The following is a 19,614-nucleotide window of genomic DNA, read 5'->3' on the forward strand; positions in this document are numbered from 1 at the left end:
AAAAAAACCTCCCTAGTAAGTACCTAGAGAGGACACATTTTTCCCACCACAAATAAACGTACAATTGTATAAATTTACACAAATGGACATGGAAATGGGCATAGTAATCCTATTCTCTAGATACTCGATATAAGAATAATCGGTACAAAATAAGATTAGTTGTCCATTGCCCCTTACCCATTCCTTTCGAATTTTGTTAGTTCTAGTATATGTTCATTGAAAAAATCTGTCAAATTGACTTTTCTTCCCTATCCACGATAATTCGTTATAATAGGAGTAATCATATAAAAGAATGAGGAGTTTTTATGGAAAAAGTTGAAGTTTTTATCTTATCTGGATTTTTAGGAAGTGGAAAAACCACTTTATTGCAAAATATTCTGAACGAAGAAAAAGAATTAGGTCGAAAAGTAGCGGTTGTAATGAATGAATTAGGTCAGGTTTCTATCGATTCAAATGCCGTTTCAGAAAATACACCTCTTAAAGAATTATTAAATGGCTGTGTTTGCTGTACGATTCAAGGCCAGCTTGAAGTTCATCTCCAAGGACTTTTACAGGACTATGATCTTGATGCGATCTATATTGAAACAACAGGGGTTGCCCATCCAATAGAAGTGCTGGACGCCTGTATGTCCCCACTATTTGCGGATCAATTATTTGTCCAATCGATAGTGACCCTAATTGATGTGAATCGTTGGAAGGAAAGACATTCATTAAGTGCTCAATTGCATATGCTCTTACGCGAACAAGTTCAACACGCCGATGTGCTGTTACTTAATAAAGTTGACCAGTTGTCAGAGATGGAACAAGGACAAATGCTTTTTGAAATTCAGTCCATTAACAGTGATGCAAGATGCTTATTGACGAAGTATGCTTCCGTGAAGCTTGATGATCTTCGTACAGTGAAAAAGACAGAACGCAAACCACATGAACGTGCCCATGTCCATCTTGATTTGAAGATAAAAACATATGTCCATACATTTACAAATCCACTCGACCTTGATTTGTTCGAGGATTGGCTTAGACAGATGCCTGATACAATTTACCGAATTAAGGGTTATTTAAAGTTTACCCATTCGAATCATACTTATTTGTTCCAATACTCCTATGGGACACCCATTTATTTAAAAGAACTAATGAACTACAAAGCGACATTGGTATTTATTGGTGAAAAATTGGATCCCCAATGGATGAAAGCGGAAATGGAGAAGCTTGAGGAAAAAAGTATGAAGATAGAATAATCACTTTTGGAGGAAGTGGTCGTAATTCCCAAGCATCATTTCCTCATTACGTGACACCTTAAAAATGAGTAATCGTTTGGTTACTCAAAAAACTTAGTCGGGAGTGATGTATCATGGCAAGAAACAAACTATTGGTTCCAGGTGCTGAAAATGCTCTAGATCAAATGAAAGAAGAAATCGCCAATGAGTTTGGAGTTCAGCTTGGTGCAGATACGACCGCACGTGCTAATGGCTCCGTTGGGGGCGAAATGACGAAACGCCTCGTTGCCATGGCACAGCAACAGCTTAAAAATGGTTCACAACAATAACCATCTTTTTTTAGGGGTCCTTATTTGAGGGCCTCTATTTGTTAACGAAACTAAAAAAACCGTCACTTTCCTTAGAAGTGAACGGTTTTTTCAACATATATGTTCTCTGGCGTCATCATCACAGTTGGACTCTCTTTTGCCTCAATTGTTCTTACCCCAAATAAAATCATGCCCACAACCAAAAGTGCAAACAACAACACAATGATACAATTTTTTACTAATGCCATCTTTCCCACCCTATCCGTTTTAAAAGCCTATCTTTTTTTGCTTCTTTCCAACAAAACCATTCTATTCACACTTTACTTATTTATTCCTAAATATTAAAAAATGATTAAAATTCTTTGATTTCCTCACTTTCCTATCAGTGGGACATATAGTGTAGTAAAGGAGGGAAATCACTTGGATAAATTTGTATTCTTATTTGTTGCGTGTATTTTAGCAGGTTTTGCTCTTATTAAAGTAACTGCCTATGATACCGTTTTAGGAAGTTTACATTCAGTATTTATTTTAGTAGGTGTCCTTACGATCATTGTCTTTTCTTTCGTCCTTATATTTAAGGGTATTTTAGCTTTATTGGGTAAATGATAAGCCTCTTTATGGCTTATCTTTTTGATTTTAGGGGTTTGTACCTTTCATAATATTCGAAGAAGCCATATGCTAGTACTACGTAGAATTGAAAGGTGGTACAGAGCATATGGCTTCAATCTTTTTAGGTCCCATCGAGATTAATCGGAATGAGGGAACACTTATTGCCGGGAACTCCTTTAATGTTTCTCCCACATCAACAGGAAAAACATATGCAGGTGCTGGTTCATTAAATACAGGTGTTAATATATTCATTCATACTGGTGTGAGTTCATCCAAAACGTATGACTCAGATGGCAACGATTCATCCATTTCAGAAAGAGAATAAAATACCGTCTCCCATGTGGAAGACGGCTTTTTACATATTACGCATACATGGCTTCTATTTGTTTTTGAAGCTCAGCATTTTCAAGATATTCATCATATGTCATTTGCTTATCAACAAGACCATTCGGTGTGATTTCAATAATGCGATTTGCAATTGTTTGAACAAACTGATGGTCATGTGATGTAAATAAAATGGAACCTTTAAACGCAATTAAACCATTGTTCAATGCTGTAATAGACTCAAGGTCTAAGTGGTTTGTCGGGTCATCAAGCAATAACACGTTTGACCCACTTAGCATCATTTTTGAAAGCATACAGCGTACTTTTTCTCCTCCTGAAAGAACACTTGGCTTTTTCAAGACCTCTTCTCCAGAGAAAAGCATTCTTCCTAAAAATCCACGTAGGAAGCTTTCACTTTGATCATTTGGTGAGAACTGACGAAGCCAGTCCACTAATGTTGGCTCATTCCCCTCGAAATATTTCGAGTTATCCTTAGGGAAATAAGCTTGGGACGTTGTAACACCCCACTTGAATGTACCACTGTCTGCTTCCATTTCCCCCATCAAAATCTTAAATAATGTCGTTATTGCGATTTCGCTCTTTCCTACAAACGCTAGCTTGTCGCCTTTATTCATAATAAAGCTTACATTATCAAGAACCTTCACACCATCGATTGTTTTTGTTAGACCTTCAACGCGTAATAAATCATTTCCGATTTCACGCTCTGGTGTAAATCCGACAAACGGATATCGACGTGAAGATGGTCTAATATCATCCAGTGAAATTTTTTCTAAAAGCTTTTTACGGGATGTTGCTTGTTTTGATTTAGATGCATTTGCACTAAAGCGCGCAATGAAAGCTTGAAGTTCTTTAATTTTCTCTTCTTTCTTTCGGTTTGCATCTTGCGCCATTCTTGAGGCAAGTTGACTTGATTCATACCAGAAGTCATAGTTTCCAACATAGACTTGAATTTTTCCATAATCAAGGTCTGCCATATGCGTACATACCTTATTTAAGAAGTGACGGTCATGGGATACGACAATTACGGTATTTTCAAAGTTAATTAAAAATTCTTCTAGCCACTGAATCGCTTTTAAATCCAGGTTATTCGTAGGCTCGTCCAGTAATAGGACATCTGGTTTGCCAAATAAAGCTTGCGCTAATAATACTTTTACTTTCTCAGAACCCGTTAATTCTGCCATCTTCTTCGTGTGAAGCTCCTCTGGAATCCCTAATCCTTTTAAAAGGATCGCTGCTTCCGATTCGGCTTCCCACCCATTTAATTCAGCAAATTCTCCTTCAAGTTCAGCTGCTCTCATGCCATCTTCATCAGAAAAATCAGCCTTCATATAAATGGCATCCTTCTCCTGCATCACTTCATAAAGACGAGCATGTCCCATAATCACAACTTTAAGGACTTCTTGTTCTTCATATTCAAAGTGGTTTTGTTTTAAAATAGCAAGACGTTCACCTGGTGTCATATGGACATCACCAGTTTGTGGTTCAATTTCACCCGAAAGGATTTTTAAAAAGGTAGATTTTCCGGCACCATTTGCCCCAATCAGACCATAACAATTTCCCGGTGTAAACTTTATATTAACATCTTCAAAAAGCTTGCGATCACCGTATCGCAAACCGACATTTGTAACTGTAATCATATATTATAAATCCTCCATTTCATGTCACTGCTTCTGATTATACCATTTTAATAGACACAACTCTAGTTCTAGCAGTTCAAAGGCTTAGATTAACATAAAAATGACCCTTTTCACAGATTTCCTGCAAAAAGAGTCGATTAGAATACATCACGCTTTTCTTTTTTTTCTTGTTTTAAATCAAATGGCATCATTCTTCTTATTGCTCTCCTGTTCTTGATTTGTTTCCACTGGCAATTCCGTTTGTCTTTCAGCACGTCTCACGAATTCAACTCTTTGCATGATCCTTTCTCCCCCGTAACCTGCCAAAATAGAGAGGAACACCACTCGAAAAATCGATTCTGTGTCACTCGATGCTACGACTAAAACTGCCGCAACGGTTCCGATAATCATTTCTTCTAAGAAGCCGAGGTAGATGAAGCGTTTTGTCACACGAGGTTTTTCGATTTTCCCCTGTTTTTTAGCATGTCCCAACAACCCCATAGAGCCACCAATAAAGATTGCTAGCAAGAGATGTAACAACATGTCATCACCCCCTAAAGTCCAGATTTAGTAATGCTTGACCTTAGGCAAATATGGAAGCTTCCTTATTCACATTATATGCCAAATGTTGATAAGAAAGCTTGGGTATATTTTCCGAAAATTTAAAAAATATTCATACTACTAATGCACTAATTCCTCTTATAAAATTGCTTCGGACTCCGAAAGGACTGCATATTACTACCTATCTACATCCCCCATCGTCATTACTTGAACAAAATCAGTAATGAATGTTTTATAATCAAAGCGCAAGGCAATTCGGTCTAATGCTTTAGGTGGTTCCTTATCAGGGTTTGCTCGAAAATCCGCGACACTCACTCCCTTTAAAATCCCAAACATTTCTACCCTGACCCTACGATATGCATATTGCACAATTGATGGATTCACAATTGCACTTAAAGCAACAACATCATGTAACGGAGTACCTTTAATTCCAGGTACGCTTTTCTTATAAAATTCATAATAATAATCAAAAATGGGACGTATTAAATCGCGATATGGATTGCGAGTTCCATAGTGGACAATCGTATCAACAATATCGGAAGTCATGAGGGCTTGGATTGTAATATTCAGCGGATGAATCGCAAGGTTTTGTGCACGTTCACAAACAAGGTTTGAGGCAATCGGATCCCCATAAAAATTCGCCTCAGCTTCGGCAGTGACATTTCCGGGAACAAAAAAAGCCCCTCCCATTACATAAATGCCTTTTACTTTATTCATAACTTCACCGCCTAGGAGGAAGGCAATTGCAAGTGAGGTTGATCGCCCGACATCGACGATATAGAGTTCGTTTTCATATTTTTGAATAATTTTAAAAATCTTATCAAAATTTAATAACTCTCCCGCTTGTAATGTATCGGGTGGACGAATGGGACCAAGCCCTTTTTCCCCATGAATTTCAGGATAATAAGGAGTAAATTCTCCAGATAATGGACCTTTTGCCCCCGCAATGATCGGGATATCTCTATTACCAGCAAGGGATAATAAATACGCCACATTTTGAACAGCTTGTTCTTGCTCAACATTTCCATAACCGGGTACAATGCCGACAATCTCAATATTTGGATGGAGCAATCCGTACATAATTGCAAGTGAATCATCAATTCCCGGGTCCCCGAAAAATAACACCCTAGCTGCTGCCATCGTTTTTGCTCCCTTCAATATTTTTGTATAATACTCACTATATGAAGGGCATACGAAAAAAACACCTATTTCTGTGTAGTTGAAATAGGTGCTTTAGCCTTAATATTATTTTGCAAATCGGTGATTACCGATAATAGTTGTGACTTCTCTTGACATCATGAATGGATTTGAAGACTTGTCTGGATTGAAGAAAAATAAAGATCCGTTCCCTTGTCCACGAAACGTAAGAGCTTCATCTACAGCACGTTTTGATTCTTCATCAGCTGGTTGATTGATTGAACCATCTGCCACTGGGCTAAATGCATATGATCCTCCTGAAGCTTTTTCGTAAATAACGTCTTTAATAGAATTTGGGAATTCTGATGAATCCACTCGGTTTAACACTACAGTTGCCACGGCAACCTTTCCTGCATAGGGTTCACCCTTTGCTTCCGCATGTACAAGTCGTGCAAGCAATTCTTTCTCTTCATTCGTTACTAATACTGGAATTTCAAGCTCTTCGCCTGGATAAATCATATCACTTGTTCGATTGTTCATTTTCTTAAGTTCTAATACAGATACACCATACTTCATGCCAAGATTCCAAAATGTATCACCTGATTGAACAGTATGAGTTGCTGCCGATGCACTCACACTTGTTGCTAATAAAGAAAATGTTAGGGCTGTTGCAAATCCAATCTTTTTAAGGTTTTTCATATTATATTCCTCCTAGTAGTCGTCGTTTTTGTCTCTACTAGAAGGGTAACAGCTGTAATATTTCGATTCATTGTCCAAAAATTGGCAGAATGCGAGAGCCATTGCTACACGTTGTCTGAAAAAACACATGGAAAAATAATCCTCACTTAAAATTCTACCTAAATTATGGACATGAGGGAAAAATACGGATTGAACTTTACAAACATCTCAACCATTTTACGGCTATTTCATCAACATTTTTATCCACTTTAACCCATGCTTGGTTGTTGGATAACGGAATGGTAAATCAAATCGTGTTGTTTGCTTCATAATTCCTTTTTCATGAGAAAAGACATCAAAGCTTCCCTTGCCATGATAAGCCCCAATTCCACTTTCCCCAACACCTCCAAACGGTAGATGTGGCGAAGCAAAATGATAAACCGTGTCGTTCACACAGCCCCCACCAAAGGAAATCGACTCAAGCACCTTGTTTTGCACCCGTTCAACCTCTGAAAAAATATACAAAGCAAGTGGCTTTGGGTGCTGGTTAATTTCATCGATGATTTTTAAAATGTCCTCATACTCCATCACAGGTAAAATCGGCCCAAAAATTTCATCTTCCATGATTGGGTCATCCCATGTAATGTTAGTTAGGACCGTTGGAGCAATCAGGAGCTTCTCAGCAACTGATTCTCCTCCAAGATAAATGGTTCCACTATTATATATAAAGGTTTTTAAGCGCTGAAAATGCCGGTCACTAACGATTTTAGTAAACTGGCTTTTCTCACTTAGAGCATTCCCATACAATTCTTGGATTGCTTCTTTTAATAACTTCAAAAATTCATCCTTCACCTCATGATGGACATACAAATAATCTGGCGCCACACAGGTTTGCCCCGCATTTGTAAACTTTCCCCATGCAATCCGCTTTGCCGCATACGGAAGATTCGCATCCTTATGAACGATACATGGACTTTTTCCTCCTAGCTCAAGGGTTACGGGTGTTAAACGCTTGGATGCTGCCTCCATAATCACCTTTCCAACAGCAACACTTCCTGTAAAAAAGATATAGTCTGTTTTTTCATTTAAAAGGGCCGTACTAGTTTCAACTCCACCTTCTACAATTGCGATGTAATCCTCTTGAAAAATTTCACCAATCAGTTTTGTTAGTAATTCCGACGTCTTTGGTGTTAACTCTGAAGGCTTTAAAATCGCACAATTTCCAGCAGCGATTGCTCCGATCAAGGGAGCGAATGCCAATTGGAAAGGATAATTCCAAGGTGAAATAATCAGTACCACCCCATATGGTTCAGGATAAATATAATTTTTACTGCCGAAGCCCGTTAAGCTTGTTTTTACCTTTCTCGGCTTTACCCAGTTTTCAATATGTTTTAACGTATAACGCAGTTCCTCCAAGACAAACCCAATCTCTGTCGTGTAGGACTCAAATTCCGATTTATTTAAATCTGTATGTAATGCAGCCATAATTTCTTTTTCATGTGTTTTAATCAGATTTCGAAGCTTTTTAAGAGTGTCAATTCGAAAAGAAACTTCCTTTGTTTTACCTGTCGAAAAGAATTCACGCTGCTTTTTAATAAGCGCCCCATAGCTTTCCACTACTGTTTCCCCCATTTCAACGAGACTCTACATTATAAATAGTACAAGACTATGCAATTCTCCTCTATTTTTTTACAAAAAACAAAGATAATACAACTATCTGATATAAAAAAGGTAAGCCCAGAGTTTTAGGCTTACCTTTTGAATCGAATTATTAAATGACTGTTATTTTTTCTTTTACTGGAATATGGCCTGATTTTTCAACTTTTGTTTCTAAATACTTTTTGTTGTATTCAGAGATATCCCCCCAAAGTGGGATATGTGTGTCAGATAAAAGTCCATATTCTTGTAATGCAGCTAATTTTTTCGGATTGTTTGTAATTAACGTAACAGGTTTCGCACGTAAATCCGTGAGTACACGAATCGCATCCTCATAATTACGGCTATCATCTTTAAAGCCTAATTCAAGATTGGCTTCCACGGTATCAAGCCCTTCTTGCTGAAGGATGTATGCCAGTGATTTTGAAAATAGCCCAATCCCTCTACCTTCATGATTGGCTAAATAAAAGAGGGCACCACAACCATTTGAAACGATCATTCTCATCGATTCACGCAATTGGAACCCACAATCACAGCGTTTGCTTCCAAAAATATCACCCGTATGACATATACTGTGCATGCGAATAAGGGCCTCATTTTCAGTGTCAAAATCACCATATACAAGCACAGATGATTGTTGCATAGCGGCTAGGTTCGTTTTAGAAAGGGAATCCAGCACTTCCTCAGTGCCCATTTCATCCTCAACTTTTAACCATGTATACCATTTAAATGTCACGACTTGATCATCTAACTGAACAGGTAACGTTACAGGTCCAACTAAACAGATATCCTGTTCGCCTGGTTTTTGAATCATTTTCATTTTATTTAAAAGAAGGCTCTTTACCTCTTTAGAAACCATATTCATTCTCCCTTTCTCACAACAACTACTAAATAAATTTCTCTCTTCTTTGTCTTGAAAGTATAGTATTTTTATTAAAGGGAGGTCAAGTAATATACACTTCAGTTATCTTTTATAATTTTTCAGCGTGAAAACCTAACTTTTTTAAGAGAACCATCATTTCTTCTTTTTCAGAATCAGTCAAACCTCCGACAATTTCTTCAATTGCCTCCTCGTGTTTTGGAAAAACCGTATCCATGAATTGTTTACCTTCCTCCGTAATGGACGCCCATGTAACACGACGGTCCTTAGGACATGGTTTTCGAAGAAGGAAGTTCTTTTTTTCTAATTTATCAACCACATAGGTTATACTTCCGCTCGATAATAAGACCTTTTTACCAATATGCTGAATTGGCTGGTCCCCTTTATGATAAAGAAGTTCTAACACGGCAAATTCTGTTAAGTTTAATCCGTATCCTTTTACATCCTCTTCAACCCGCTCATTCACAGATCGGAATGCTCGAGATAGAATGACAAAAAATTTTAAGGAGAGGTTAGGAACATTGATTGCTTCATTCGCTTCCATACTTTCCACCCTTTTCATTATCTTGAATTCAAGATAATTTTACTAAATTATTATGTACTTTGTCAACCTTTGTTCTGTGACTTTTGTCACATTAGCTTCTCGCGACTTCCGTATATCGATAAAGCACATCCCCACCATGTTGGGCAATCCCGCGAAAATGCTTGAAATCTTCCCTTTTGACCAATGTCTTTCGAAACTCTAAAAATTGATCATTCTTCACCAAATATTCACTCAGTTCTCCATCTCGCAGTTTATTTAATATTTCATTTACAAATTGTTCATTCATCGTAAGCACCTCTTTGTAAATTATAGTAGTTCATAGAAAGAGAAACAAGGCTAATACCCATTTATCCTGTGATTCTACACACATTACGCCAATAGGCATATGATGTGGGGAAAGTGTCTAGTAGGCCTTTATGATGAAGTAGGTAAAAGTTAACTTACTAAAGTAGCTAACTTTTTTATCCTGATAATACTGTAGAGAGGTGGATTCTATGAAAAATTACCAAAACGAAATGTTTATGAATCCGAATATGTACGGAGCACAACCTGGCGCGCAACAAAGTATAATGATTCCTCATGGACCACATGGACCTGGCTGTACCTGCGGTCAACAGCAACTTGCACCTATGGGTGGACATGGAATGATGGGCGATCTTAATCCACAGGATCCTGATGTTGGACCTATGATGGGTGGATTTCAAACTCAGGGACCAGGTGCTGGGCAGATGATGGGTGGATTCGCTCCTCAAACTCCTGGTGCTGGACCTATGATGGGTGGATTCGGACCTCAGGCTCCTGGTGTTGGACCTATGATGGGCGGATTTGGACCTCAAGCTCCTGGTGCTGGACCTATGATGGGCGGATTCGGACCTCAAGCTCCTGGTGCTGGACCTATGATGGGCGGATTCACTCCTCAAGGAGCCGGTATACCTGGCATGATGGCCCCTCAAGGTTATGGAATGACGCCAAACATGAGGGTACCACATGGACCTCATGGGCCTGGTTGTACGTGTGGACAATAGTATTTTAAATTTGCTAGACCTGACATGATGTGCAAGGTAAATAAGGAATGAAGGTGCCTCTTTTTAGGGACACCTTTTTGCTTAAGCCATTAACCATTTCTGAAACTTATCAAACTGCTCTGCAGCGTCCGTCAGTCCAAGTTCATATAAATTTGTTAATTTCGCAGGATTTTTTTCAACGCGCCCTACCTCTAGTGGTACAGTTGGACTAAACACAAAAATCCTTCCTGCTTTTTCTTCTTGATCCAAATACGCTAGTGTATCATTATAACGCTTATAGCGTGTTTCCATTGCTTTTACTAGGTGAGGATATTGCTTAAAAGCTCGTCTGACAACCCAAGTCATATTAGACTTCTTTTTCAAATAACCACGATTTCGAGTTAAAATGACCACATTTTTTGAATTTCCATCCTGCTGTGCTTTTATCAACGGAATCGGATCTGTAATCCCGCCATCTAATAATTTTTTCCCTTTGAATTCAATGATTGGAGCAACAAATGGCAATGAACTTGATGCACGAATGACCTTAAGCATGTCATTTCCATAATCCTCTTTATTAAAATACATGGGTTCCCCTGTTTCACAATCGGTTGTTCCCACAACAAATTCTTCTTTTGATTGATAAAAAGTATCATAGTCATATGGGACATGTTTATTTGGAATCTCATCAAAAATAAAATCCATCCCAAATAATTGCTTATGTTTTACAAAATTACGGAATGATAAATAGTTTGGGTGATTGACATAATCAATATTAACCGTACGATTTCTTCCCATTTGCCTTGAAAGGTAAGACGCTGCCATACAAGCACCTGCCGATACACCAACAACATATGGGAAATATAAATCCTGTTCCATAAAATATTCAAGGATGCCTGCTGTGTACACGCCACGCATTCCTCCACCTTCTAAAACCAATCCTACGTCTTTCACTATTATTCTCTCCTTCTAACAAGGCTTACTTCCAAACTATAAATAAATAATGAAGGCTTGTCACATTATTTACAAATTTTTTATAATAAAATATCTATGAAAACGCTTTACATAATAACAAAAGTAAGGCAAAATATAAAAAAATGGATTTTTTGTAAATAAAAGCACTTTATGAACTTTATTGAAGATTCATAGAATGTGATGGAGGGCGACATGATGAAAATTGCAGAAATTGGGGATATCATTGAGTTCAAAGAGGGCCTAAAAGGCATTGTCGAAAAGGTTAACGAAAACTCGGTTATCGTAGACTTAACATATATGGACAATTATAGAGATCTTGAATTAGAGAGTCGTACAGTTGTTAATCACAAAAACTATAAGATTGTCACAACAATATAATGAAAAGGGAGCTGATTCAATAATCGGCTCCCTTTTTGTATTTATGCCCCTAATGATTTATTTTTCACAAATTTAGGTTCGAGCGAAGTTAGAAATCTAGATTTTGAGAATGAGTAGATTAATAGTGCTGTCCAGATAAAAACAAAAGTGGCGAAATGAACCTTTGTGAAATGCTCATGATATAGAAAGACTCCCAATAGAAGACTTATTGTCGGCGCAATATATTGAAGAATCCCCACCACAGAAAGTGGAATTCTGTTTGCTCCAGCCGCAAACCAAAGTAACGGCAATGCGGTTACAACCCCTGCCCCCATTAGCAATAACTGCACGTCAATAGTGGATCCTAAAAAGGAATCGACTCCTCCCTTATATAGGGTTGCCAGATAAATAAGTGCAATTGGTGCAACCACCATTGTTTCCATCGCCAAACCTATCAATGAATCAAGCTTTGCAAGTTTCTTTGTTAACCCATAAAACCCAAAGCTTAATGCAAGTGTAATCGCCACCCAAGGGAAACTTCCATACTGGATGGTCAAAATAAGAACTCCAATACCAGCTAACGCAAATGAAATCCCCTGCCAAAACAGGATTCGTTCCTTAAGTACAATGATTCCCAGTAGTACGCTAACCAATGGGTTGATGTAATACCCTAGGCTAGCATCAATAATATGATCCGTATTTACCGCCCAAATATAAGTAGCCCAGTTGATTGTAATAAGGAAGGAAGAACCCACTATCCCAATTAGTTTCAATTTGTTTTTTACAACCTCTTTAAGGCTTTTTATAAATTGTTTCCCTTTCCTTGAAACAAGGATTACTAAAAGCACAAAAACAAGGGACCAAATTATTCGATGTCCAAGTATTTCGAATGCTGGGACAAAGTCGATTAACTTCCAATAAAGAGGCAGTACCCCCCATGCAATATAGGCAATCGTGGTGTATAGGATACCTAATTTATATTCCCTCATGTCATCTTGTTCCATATTGAACCTTCTTTCCAATTCAAGTTATACCATTGGTTAATTATATTTCGGTCCCCGATATTTCTCAACGAAAATGAATTGGAAATTTGAGATTGATGGATGGGAGTGTCATCCGCGATCTCTGGAGGTGCGTTTTGTTCCATTTTTTAGGAGGTTGATGGTGCTCTGTGCTCTTTGGACGTACACCTCGTTCCATTTTTTAGGAAGTTGGTGGTGCTCCATGCTCTCTGGAGGTACACTTCATTCCATTTTTTAGGAGGCTGGTGGTACTCCATGCTCTTTGGACGTACACCTCGCTCCATTTTTTAGGAAGTTGGTGGTCTCCAGACACTTAATCGCCTTCACTTTTGGATATATTTGGAAATACATCGCTTATAAACCTCGCTTTTCACAACACTTTTGGATATAATTAGGAAAACCCATCACATAAACCTCTTTTACACCACCACTTCTGGAATAACCGGAAATCCCCTCTCACAGTCACACCATTTCGATATCCCCCGGAAATCCGCCCTCCCCAAAAAAACACACCCCATAACAGAGGTGTGCGCCAACTTCATTCTATTCTTTTGTATCCTTCCCTGCTTCTTCAGCCAGCTGTTCAAATGATTTTACCTTGCCATGGGGATTTTGGGATTGTTTGCGAACTGTCCATTGGCGTTCTTGTTGGCGTTTAGATTGTGTCATATCGAACATCTCCTTCTTTCAAATCATCATCATTAGGATGAGTCGCCACCAGATATTTATTCTAAAAAAATCACACTCATGATAAAATAAACAGCGATACATCTTACCAAAAGAGGAAAACACACATGCAAAAAAACTTTTTTCTACTATTTATACTTGTACATATTTTACTCGCCATTAGTTTTCTATCGGACCTTCCATTTTGGACCATGTTCAGTATATCCTTTTTCCTTTTATCAATTGCAGCCATCCGATACGGCCATTTTGATACCAAAAACATTTCAATTTCAAACATAGCGATTTCTATACTTTCCGGACTTCTCATGTACGGACTCTTTTTTATCGGTAAAATAGGCTCCGAACTCCTATTTCCTAATCAAATATCAGATGTTGCTGCTTTATATATGAAGGTTCAACCTCAGCTAACTTGGCATTTTGTTGCATTGTTTCTCATCATCATTCCTGGTGAGGAGTTATTTTGGCGAGGCTATATTCAGAAGAAGGTTGAAATTCATTTCGAAAATAAGCTACTAGTGATCGTCATTTCCTCACTTTTATATATGTCGGCAAATATTTATACCTTTAACCCACTCTTTTTGTTAGCGACATTTGCTGGAGGAGTAGTTTGGGGAACCTTATATATGTGGAAACGCAATATCCTTTTAATAATCCTTTCTCACCTTGTGTTCAACTTATTTTTTCTTGTGCTTTTCCCCATCTTTTAAAAAACAAAAGGAAATCGAAGAATGATAAAAGTCCATCCTCCGATTTCCTATTCCATGTATTTCTTAATTTAACCCAACATAACTTTTTCTACATTTTTGGGTGGTTTCACGTTGTCAGGTATACCCGCTACATACGGATTATCTTTTGTGGATAAGGAAAACTCCTTTTTAGCTTGTTCAAGTACTTGATCCTTATTTAGTAATAAATCATACGCAGATAATGCCATTGTTTGGGCGGCTAAGTGCATCCCCTTAAAACCGATCGACGATCCAAAAGAAGCGGTTGCCTGCCATGTATGTACTTGTACTCCAATTGGGGCACAAGTTGTCATGATTTGCCCAACCGGGGTAATCCAACTAACATCGCCAACATCGGTAGAACCAGCTAAAGATTTTCCCTTTGTTTGTTTATCATTTTGATAGGTGACCGGTAGAATTTCACTGTTTGCCTGTTGTGCCATTTTTACGATCGTAGGATCTATCGTCTTTACTAATGCCTGAGCAAATTCCTCTTCTTCTACAGTAAACACTAAAGGGTCTGCTAGTATCATATTTTCATACATGAGGTCATTTAAAGCTTCATTTGGCAGAGTGTTATAAGGAAATGCATCAATTTCCCAATAAACCTCTGTTTCTGTCATGAGAGCTGCCCCTTTAGCAATATTTTGAACTCTTCTTAGTATGTCTTCCACTTGTTCCTTTGTGGCAGCCCGTAAATAATACCAAACACTCGCATGCTCTGGGACAATATTTGGTGCAAGTCCCCCATTTGTAATGACATAATGGATTCTTGTGCCGTCTACAACATGCTCTCGTAAATAATTAGCTCCGACATTCATCAATTCAACCGCATCCAGTGCACTTCTCCCTGCATGTGGTGATGAAGCGGCATGTGCTGGAATCCCTTTAAAATGAAACTTAATGGACACCATAGCTTGCATGCTCCTATTTACCACCATGTTTGATGTCCAGGGGTGCCAAGTTAAAGCGCAATCCAAATCATCAAATACGCCTTCTTTTGCCATATACGTTTTTCCAGACAAAACTTCTTCTGCAGGACACCCATAATACCGAATCGTACCAGCTAGATTAAATTCCTCCATCGTGTTTTTTAACGCTACCACAGCTTCTACACCTGCGGTTCCAAGTAAATTATGGCCACAGCCGTGACCTGGTCCGTCCATTTCTACTTGTTCCTGAACGGTTTTAACGGCTTGGGAAAGTCCGGGTAATGCATCATATTCTCCTAGTATCCCAATGATTGGTTTCCCTAAACCGTATTCCGCTACAAAAGCTGTAGATATTCCACCAATTGATGCTTGAATACGAAATCCTTCTTCTTTTAATTTTGAAACTTGCAAGTTACAAGCATAGCTTTCTTCGTATGCAACTTGCGGATTCTCCCATATCTTTTTAGCCATTTCCGTAAATTCAGACTGATCATTTCTTATCGATTGCACTATTTTTTGTTTACCCATCCGTTATATCCATTTACTAATGGATTCACACTCCTTCCAAATCTACTAAGTCGATACCAACACCTTACTTATTTTTCTCTTGTTTTTTGATCTTCTCTAAAAGTAGACAAACTACAACTGTTCCGAGTATGCAGACAAACGTTTGGAAAGCACGAGGTACAGGACCTAAATTAACAAATAAACCAAATGCAATTCCGATTACACCAAACAGTGGTTTTTTGATTGCAAATTGTGCAATTACCCCTCCGAAAATAGCAGGAAGAACAAAGCTTAAACTATTTAGAATGGATTCCGGCAATATCGTGAGAATGAATGAGCCACTTAAAATAGCTAAAATAAGAATAATCGCGTTCATGATTGATGCTGTGGAAATGGCCAATGCAGCTGTAATTTCACCCTTTTTTGTTCCAGGTTCCGCATTAACGACTCGTTGAGCAACCGATGCACATGGTAGACACATATTTCCAATGTTACCTGTAAGAAAGGCAATATATGTACCAGAAACACCCAAAACCGGATAATAGCTAATCGGTTCTAGTACCCAAACAAACATAATGATGGCTGCATAGGCTGTAAACCCAGAGATAATCGTGGACCAACCAGGATGATAGCCAAGAACAAATGAGAGATATGAGGGCACAAGTAATGTTAATGCTATGACTGACCAGATTGTTAGACGTCCCCAAAAATGAGACTTTAATTGAAAGGTATCAAAATCCATAGCTGACTCTTGCGTGCTTGGTACAGTTTGGTTTATAGATAAATTTTCCCCTCTATTCACTTGCATGTAGTTCTCCTACCTTTCTTTTTAAGAAATTAAATAACCTGCTATCATTCCGACAATAATTACCAGTCCTAATGACCATTCTTTTAACCATCTTAGTTGGGATTTATCTCCAATCCATATAATGAGAGGCATCGTAATAAAGGCAACAATAAAAACAATGAAATGACTTAGACCTTTTACCATTTCTCCTCCACCAAGGTAACTAAAAGCCCCTATCATAGCAGCAACAGAAACGGTACTTAACATTGTTACATTTTTAGGATTGGCTTCTGCTTTTTTCTGTATCTTTCCTAATGACTTAGTAAATAGAGCAACAAATAACAACCATCCCATTCCCCCAAGACACATGACCCAAACAGCATTCGTAAAGGCTTGTAAATTATAATCAGGGGATCCTAAATCAACACCAGCGGCTTTTGACCCAATACTTGCACCTACTGTTTCGATTGCAGCATTTCCAATAATCGAGATTCGCATTAGTGTAGTAGGGCTACCAATTAATGAAATCATAGAAATAGCAACAACAATGATGGCTAAAGATGGTCCAAGTGAACTAATCGCGCCGGCTCTGATCGCAGACTTTACCTCTGCTGATGACATACCAACGGATTGACTTGTCTTTGAAGCAAGTCGAATAAAAGTAATCCCTTGAAAAATGACGATACCAACTACCAGTGAAGCTAAGATCCAAAGTGGTAAGCTATTTGCCGTTTGTAATACTTTTTCCAAATTAAACATCCTCCTTTTCCATATTCTCCAAGTGTAAAATAATTCTCCTACATCTTTTCTTGAATTCCCCCTTTTAAAGTAAGCGCATTCAAAATATTTAAAGTATGAAATTCTATATATTCTAATTTTTATAGTAATTTATCGAATCAACTATTACAATGTATTATAATACATATATAATTCAGAAAAAACAGAACTTTCTATATATAAATGTCCTGGAGGTTAGAATGATAACAAAACAACTGCTCCTCTCTTTTTTAGAAAAAGGATTTGAGAAATGTTCGTATGAAATTTATGTTAAAAAACCTCATGATACTACCTTCCAACTCTTACACAAAAAAGGAACGTTAAAAAATGAAAATGTTAACCTTTTAAAATTGAATAAAGATGACAACTACACTATTTTTACGTGTGAGGAAGATTTGTATATCTCATTTTCTTACTTGAATGGGCATCAAGTGATCCTTCGCTCCAACTGTATATCATCTCCCTTCGATAAAAGAGATTTGGATTATTTGTATATTTGCTTTGAGTTAATGGACGCAAAAAACCAGATTCAAGCAAAAGATGTGGAATTGGATGTTTTGATTGAAGGAATACGCTCTGTCTCTTCTTCACTTGTTCTTGATGATTTGTTAGAGAAAATTGTTAAAAACGCATTGTCCGTAATACCTGTGGCAAATGCAGGGTACCTCCAACTTTATGAGCCTAGTGAAGAGATCATTATTACGAAAACAAGTGTTGGATTTGAACCCATCATTGGAAAACTTAGAATGAACATTGGAGAATCTATAACTGGGATGGTTTTTAAGGAAGGGAAACCATTAATCTACCATTCTACAGAACAGATTTATAAAAAAATGAGCGATCATTCCATTTCTCCTGAAAACTTACAGATTATCAATTCATCATCAAAAGGAAAAATTATTCAAGCAATTGTAAGTGTACCGATTTCTATTGGGGACCAGCGTATCGGGGTGATGACCATACACCAATTTGATAAGAAAGGGAGATTTACTGAAGGTGATGTACGACTTTTACAAGGTTTTGCATCACAGGTAGCCATTGCTATCCAAAATGCACGCCTTTATACAGAAGTGAATGAAAAATTACAAGAGCTTTCAAAAAGAAACGAAGTTCACAATACCCTTATTAAATTCTCTCTCCAAAATAAAGGGTTAAAGACAATTGTAAAAGAAATAGGCAAAATGATAAATGGGAAAGTTTCCTTTTATGATTACTTAGAAAATGATTGGTACCATAATCAAGTCAATCAAAAGAATGATTTTAGCGTTGATGAGATTTCTAGAATATTTAAAAGGAGAAGACATCCTGTTTTCGTAGAATTACGTAAGCCAAAAGAAGAAAAGTACTATTTATATCCCATTATCAATGGTACCATCTTTCTCGGTTGTTTTATTTTGCCCTATTCTACTACTCTATCGATCATTGATCGGATTGTAATTGAGCAAGGTGGAGCCATTCTAGCCCTTGAACTTGTAAAGAAACATACATTAGAAGAAATTTATTATAAGAAGACGCATGAATTTTTTAATGAGGTTATTAAAAGTAGAGATCCAGAAGCTCTTATTGCAAAAAGAAAGGAATTCAATTTAATTCCTTCCCACTCCTTTTTTGTTACAGTAATCGAACTTGTGAATTATAAGGATTTATATAAGCTTGGGGCAGATATTCATAGTATCATCTCATTGATTAAAAAGAATATTCTACAGGTGAGGCTCATTTATGGATTTCATAATAAAATCATGGTGCTCGTTTCATTAACTGATAGTACTTCAGTTGATGATTTGATAAAAAGACTGACGACCATTATTCACAACTGGACGAATAATAACGACTCATTCGTATGTGTCGGTGTCGGTTCAACTAAAAAGGGAGCTTATCACATAGGGAAAAGTTATGAAGAGGCAAAGAAGTCCGTTGCCTATCTAATTAATAAAAAAGAAACAGGCATCATTACCTATGAAAGTATTGGGGTTAATCGGTTATTTATTAATCAGGACACGAATGAAATAGAGGAATTCATAAATGGCTTTTTTCAGCCCTTGAATACGGCAAGGTCGAGGAAAAATGACCTTGAACTAACATTGTTAACCTATATAAAATTAAATAAGTCCATAAACGAAACAGCTCAACATCTTCACATTCATATTAATACGTTATATCAACGCCTAAAAAAAATCGAGGAGATTCTTCATTTACGTTTTAATGACCCAAAAGACTTTCTGAAAATCCAGTTAGCCTGTCACTTAAAAGAATCATTCGCATACTCTGATGAGGTTCATTAAAATAAAGA

The 19,614-nt window shown here is 37.5% G+C and carries 23 protein-coding genes; 8 read left to right on the forward strand and 15 right to left on the reverse strand.

Going from position 1 to position 19,614, the window contains the following annotated elements; all coding sequences use genetic code 11:
* Positions 1-305: 305 nt before the first annotated feature.
* Together ABC371_RS20670 and ABC371_RS20675 are read left to right on the forward strand one after the other, a co-directional pair.
* The gene (locus tag ABC371_RS20670) at positions 306-1,238 is read left to right on the forward strand and encodes a CobW family GTP-binding protein (RefSeq protein WP_412898524.1); all 933 of its coding nucleotides are present in this window, start codon (positions 306-308) and stop codon (positions 1,236-1,238) included.
* A gap of 113 nt (positions 1,239-1,351) precedes the next feature.
* On the forward strand, positions 1,352-1,546 hold the full coding sequence (locus ABC371_RS20675; RefSeq protein WP_057996587.1) for an alpha/beta-type small acid-soluble spore protein: 195 nt from the start codon (positions 1,352-1,354) through the stop codon (positions 1,544-1,546).
* 71 nt (positions 1,547-1,617) lie between these two features.
* Here the strand turns inward: ABC371_RS20675 and ABC371_RS20680 are convergent, their stop codons facing one another.
* Positions 1,618-1,773, reverse strand: coding sequence for a hypothetical protein (locus ABC371_RS20680; RefSeq protein WP_412898525.1), 156 nt, complete (start codon positions 1,771-1,773; stop codon positions 1,618-1,620).
* A gap of 172 nt (positions 1,774-1,945) precedes the next feature.
* On the opposite strand from ABC371_RS20680, the gene ABC371_RS20685 reads away from it, so the two are divergent.
* Positions 1,946-2,131: a hypothetical protein gene (locus ABC371_RS20685; RefSeq protein WP_136379120.1), complete on the forward strand. Its 186-nt coding sequence runs from the start codon at positions 1,946-1,948 to the stop codon at positions 2,129-2,131.
* 109 nt (positions 2,132-2,240) lie between these two features.
* Entirely contained in the window at positions 2,241-2,459 is a 219-nt protein-coding gene (locus tag ABC371_RS20690; protein ID WP_412898526.1) for a spore germination protein, read from the forward strand.
* A gap of 37 nt (positions 2,460-2,496) precedes the next feature.
* Here the strand turns inward: ABC371_RS20690 and ABC371_RS20695 are convergent, their stop codons facing one another.
* The 8 genes from ABC371_RS20695 to ABC371_RS20730 form a co-directional block, all read right to left on the reverse strand.
* Positions 2,497-4,116: an ABC-F family ATP-binding cassette domain-containing protein gene (locus ABC371_RS20695; RefSeq protein WP_412898527.1), complete on the reverse strand. Its 1,620-nt coding sequence runs from the start codon at positions 4,114-4,116 to the stop codon at positions 2,497-2,499.
* 177 nt (positions 4,117-4,293) lie between these two features.
* Positions 4,294-4,638: a DUF4257 domain-containing protein gene (locus ABC371_RS20700; protein WP_412898528.1), complete on the reverse strand. Its 345-nt coding sequence runs from the start codon at positions 4,636-4,638 to the stop codon at positions 4,294-4,296.
* 195 nt (positions 4,639-4,833) lie between these two features.
* The gene (locus tag ABC371_RS20705) at positions 4,834-5,796 is read right to left on the reverse strand and encodes a nucleoside hydrolase (RefSeq protein WP_412898529.1); all 963 of its coding nucleotides are present in this window, start codon (positions 5,794-5,796) and stop codon (positions 4,834-4,836) included.
* A gap of 105 nt (positions 5,797-5,901) precedes the next feature.
* Positions 5,902-6,492, reverse strand: coding sequence for a cell wall hydrolase (locus tag ABC371_RS20710; protein ID WP_412898530.1), 591 nt, complete (start codon positions 6,490-6,492; stop codon positions 5,902-5,904).
* A 222-nt stretch (positions 6,493-6,714) separates the two neighbouring features.
* Positions 6,715-8,088: an aldehyde dehydrogenase gene (locus ABC371_RS20715; RefSeq protein WP_412898531.1), complete on the reverse strand. Its 1,374-nt coding sequence runs from the start codon at positions 8,086-8,088 to the stop codon at positions 6,715-6,717.
* A gap of 154 nt (positions 8,089-8,242) precedes the next feature.
* Positions 8,243-8,986 carry a GTP cyclohydrolase II gene (locus tag ABC371_RS20720; RefSeq protein WP_412898532.1) on the reverse strand — a complete coding sequence of 248 codons (744 nt, stop codon included), beginning with the start codon at positions 8,984-8,986 and terminating at the stop codon, positions 8,243-8,245.
* A gap of 112 nt (positions 8,987-9,098) precedes the next feature.
* A complete protein-coding gene (locus tag ABC371_RS20725; protein WP_136379128.1) occupies positions 9,099-9,551 on the reverse strand; it encodes a MarR family winged helix-turn-helix transcriptional regulator in 453 nt (150 codons plus the stop codon).
* Positions 9,552-9,642: 91 nt separating this feature from the next.
* Positions 9,643-9,837 carry a hypothetical protein gene (locus ABC371_RS20730; protein WP_116351001.1) on the reverse strand — a complete coding sequence of 65 codons (195 nt, stop codon included), beginning with the start codon at positions 9,835-9,837 and terminating at the stop codon, positions 9,643-9,645.
* A gap of 208 nt (positions 9,838-10,045) precedes the next feature.
* On the opposite strand from ABC371_RS20730, the gene ABC371_RS20735 reads away from it, so the two are divergent.
* Positions 10,046-10,576 carry a hypothetical protein gene (locus ABC371_RS20735; RefSeq protein WP_412898533.1) on the forward strand — a complete coding sequence of 177 codons (531 nt, stop codon included), beginning with the start codon at positions 10,046-10,048 and terminating at the stop codon, positions 10,574-10,576.
* An 81-nt stretch (positions 10,577-10,657) separates the two neighbouring features.
* Here the strand turns inward: ABC371_RS20735 and ABC371_RS20740 are convergent, their stop codons facing one another.
* Positions 10,658-11,512 (reverse strand): patatin-like phospholipase family protein, encoded by an 855-nt coding sequence (locus ABC371_RS20740; RefSeq protein ID WP_412899410.1) that lies wholly within the window; start codon positions 11,510-11,512, stop codon positions 10,658-10,660.
* Positions 11,513-11,725: 213 nt separating this feature from the next.
* Here ABC371_RS20740 and ABC371_RS20745 point away from each other — a divergent pair, with 213 nt between their 5' ends.
* Positions 11,726-11,908 carry a YkvS family protein gene (locus ABC371_RS20745; protein ID WP_116351004.1) on the forward strand — a complete coding sequence of 61 codons (183 nt, stop codon included), beginning with the start codon at positions 11,726-11,728 and terminating at the stop codon, positions 11,906-11,908.
* Positions 11,909-11,949: 41 nt separating this feature from the next.
* Here the strand turns inward: ABC371_RS20745 and rarD are convergent, their stop codons facing one another.
* Both rarD and ABC371_RS20755 read right to left on the reverse strand, forming a co-directional pair.
* On the reverse strand, positions 11,950-12,891 hold the full coding sequence (gene rarD, locus ABC371_RS20750; protein WP_412898534.1) for an EamA family transporter RarD: 942 nt from the start codon (positions 12,889-12,891) through the stop codon (positions 11,950-11,952).
* 561 nt (positions 12,892-13,452) lie between these two features.
* On the reverse strand, positions 13,453-13,578 hold the full coding sequence (locus tag ABC371_RS20755; protein WP_010283238.1) for a DUF6254 family protein: 126 nt from the start codon (positions 13,576-13,578) through the stop codon (positions 13,453-13,455).
* A 125-nt stretch (positions 13,579-13,703) separates the two neighbouring features.
* Here ABC371_RS20755 and ABC371_RS20760 point away from each other — a divergent pair, with 125 nt between their 5' ends.
* The gene (locus ABC371_RS20760; protein ID WP_412898535.1) at positions 13,704-14,303 is read left to right on the forward strand and encodes a CPBP family intramembrane glutamic endopeptidase; all 600 of its coding nucleotides are present in this window, start codon (positions 13,704-13,706) and stop codon (positions 14,301-14,303) included.
* 68 nt (positions 14,304-14,371) lie between these two features.
* On the opposite strand, the gene ABC371_RS20765 is transcribed toward ABC371_RS20760, so the two are convergent.
* The 3 genes from ABC371_RS20765 to ABC371_RS20775 form a co-directional block, all read right to left on the reverse strand.
* A complete protein-coding gene (locus tag ABC371_RS20765; RefSeq protein WP_412898536.1) occupies positions 14,372-15,781 on the reverse strand; it encodes an amidohydrolase in 1,410 nt (469 codons plus the stop codon).
* Positions 15,782-15,845: 64 nt separating this feature from the next.
* Positions 15,846-16,568 (reverse strand): small-conductance mechanosensitive channel, encoded by a 723-nt coding sequence (locus tag ABC371_RS20770; RefSeq protein WP_412898537.1) that lies wholly within the window; start codon positions 16,566-16,568, stop codon positions 15,846-15,848.
* A 21-nt stretch (positions 16,569-16,589) separates the two neighbouring features.
* On the reverse strand, positions 16,590-17,306 hold the full coding sequence (locus tag ABC371_RS20775; RefSeq protein ID WP_412898538.1) for a DUF5058 family protein: 717 nt from the start codon (positions 17,304-17,306) through the stop codon (positions 16,590-16,592).
* A gap of 218 nt (positions 17,307-17,524) precedes the next feature.
* Between ABC371_RS20775 and ABC371_RS20780 the strand changes: the two genes are divergently transcribed.
* The gene (locus ABC371_RS20780; protein WP_412898539.1) at positions 17,525-19,606 is read left to right on the forward strand and encodes a helix-turn-helix domain-containing protein; all 2,082 of its coding nucleotides are present in this window, start codon (positions 17,525-17,527) and stop codon (positions 19,604-19,606) included.
* Positions 19,607-19,614: the final 8 nt, after the last annotated feature.

This window comes from Bacillus jepli (genome assembly GCF_047238305.1).
Lineage (GTDB): Bacteria > Bacillota > Bacilli > Bacillales > Bacillaceae_L > Ferdinandcohnia.

Excerpts from the sequence above, each read along its gene's own strand:
- ABC371_RS20670 (WP_412898524.1), top strand. The coding sequence starts at position 306 with ATGGAAAAAGTTGAAGTTTTTATCTTATCTGGATTTTTAGGAAGTGGA.
- ABC371_RS20675 (WP_057996587.1), top strand. The coding sequence starts at position 1,352 with ATGGCAAGAAACAAACTATTGGTTCCAGGTGCTGAAAATGCTCTAGAT.
- ABC371_RS20680 (WP_412898525.1), bottom strand. The coding sequence starts at position 1,773 with ATGGCATTAGTAAAAAATTGTATCATTGTGTTGTTGTTTGCACTTTTG.
- ABC371_RS20690 (WP_412898526.1), top strand. The coding sequence starts at position 2,241 with ATGGCTTCAATCTTTTTAGGTCCCATCGAGATTAATCGGAATGAGGGA.
- ABC371_RS20695 (WP_412898527.1), bottom strand. The coding sequence starts at position 4,116 with ATGATTACAGTTACAAATGTCGGTTTGCGATACGGTGATCGCAAGCTT.
- ABC371_RS20700 (WP_412898528.1), bottom strand. The coding sequence starts at position 4,638 with ATGTTGTTACATCTCTTGCTAGCAATCTTTATTGGTGGCTCTATGGGG.
- ABC371_RS20705 (WP_412898529.1), bottom strand. The coding sequence starts at position 5,796 with ATGGCAGCAGCTAGGGTGTTATTTTTCGGGGACCCGGGAATTGATGAT.
- ABC371_RS20710 (WP_412898530.1), bottom strand. The coding sequence starts at position 6,492 with ATGAAAAACCTTAAAAAGATTGGATTTGCAACAGCCCTAACATTTTCT.
- ABC371_RS20720 (WP_412898532.1), bottom strand. The coding sequence starts at position 8,986 with ATGGTTTCTAAAGAGGTAAAGAGCCTTCTTTTAAATAAAATGAAAATG.
- ABC371_RS20725 (WP_136379128.1), bottom strand. The coding sequence starts at position 9,551 with ATGGAAGCGAATGAAGCAATCAATGTTCCTAACCTCTCCTTAAAATTT.
- ABC371_RS20730 (WP_116351001.1), bottom strand. The coding sequence starts at position 9,837 with ATGAATGAACAATTTGTAAATGAAATATTAAATAAACTGCGAGATGGA.
- ABC371_RS20735 (WP_412898533.1), top strand. The coding sequence starts at position 10,046 with ATGAAAAATTACCAAAACGAAATGTTTATGAATCCGAATATGTACGGA.
- ABC371_RS20745 (WP_116351004.1), top strand. The coding sequence starts at position 11,726 with ATGAAAATTGCAGAAATTGGGGATATCATTGAGTTCAAAGAGGGCCTA.
- rarD (WP_412898534.1), bottom strand. The coding sequence starts at position 12,891 with ATGGAACAAGATGACATGAGGGAATATAAATTAGGTATCCTATACACC.
- ABC371_RS20755 (WP_010283238.1), bottom strand. The coding sequence starts at position 13,578 with ATGACACAATCTAAACGCCAACAAGAACGCCAATGGACAGTTCGCAAA.
- ABC371_RS20760 (WP_412898535.1), top strand. The coding sequence starts at position 13,704 with ATGCAAAAAAACTTTTTTCTACTATTTATACTTGTACATATTTTACTC.
- ABC371_RS20765 (WP_412898536.1), bottom strand. The coding sequence starts at position 15,781 with ATGGGTAAACAAAAAATAGTGCAATCGATAAGAAATGATCAGTCTGAA.
- ABC371_RS20770 (WP_412898537.1), bottom strand. The coding sequence starts at position 16,568 with ATGCAAGTGAATAGAGGGGAAAATTTATCTATAAACCAAACTGTACCA.
- ABC371_RS20775 (WP_412898538.1), bottom strand. The coding sequence starts at position 17,306 with ATGTTTAATTTGGAAAAAGTATTACAAACGGCAAATAGCTTACCACTT.
- ABC371_RS20780 (WP_412898539.1), top strand. The coding sequence starts at position 17,525 with ATGATAACAAAACAACTGCTCCTCTCTTTTTTAGAAAAAGGATTTGAG.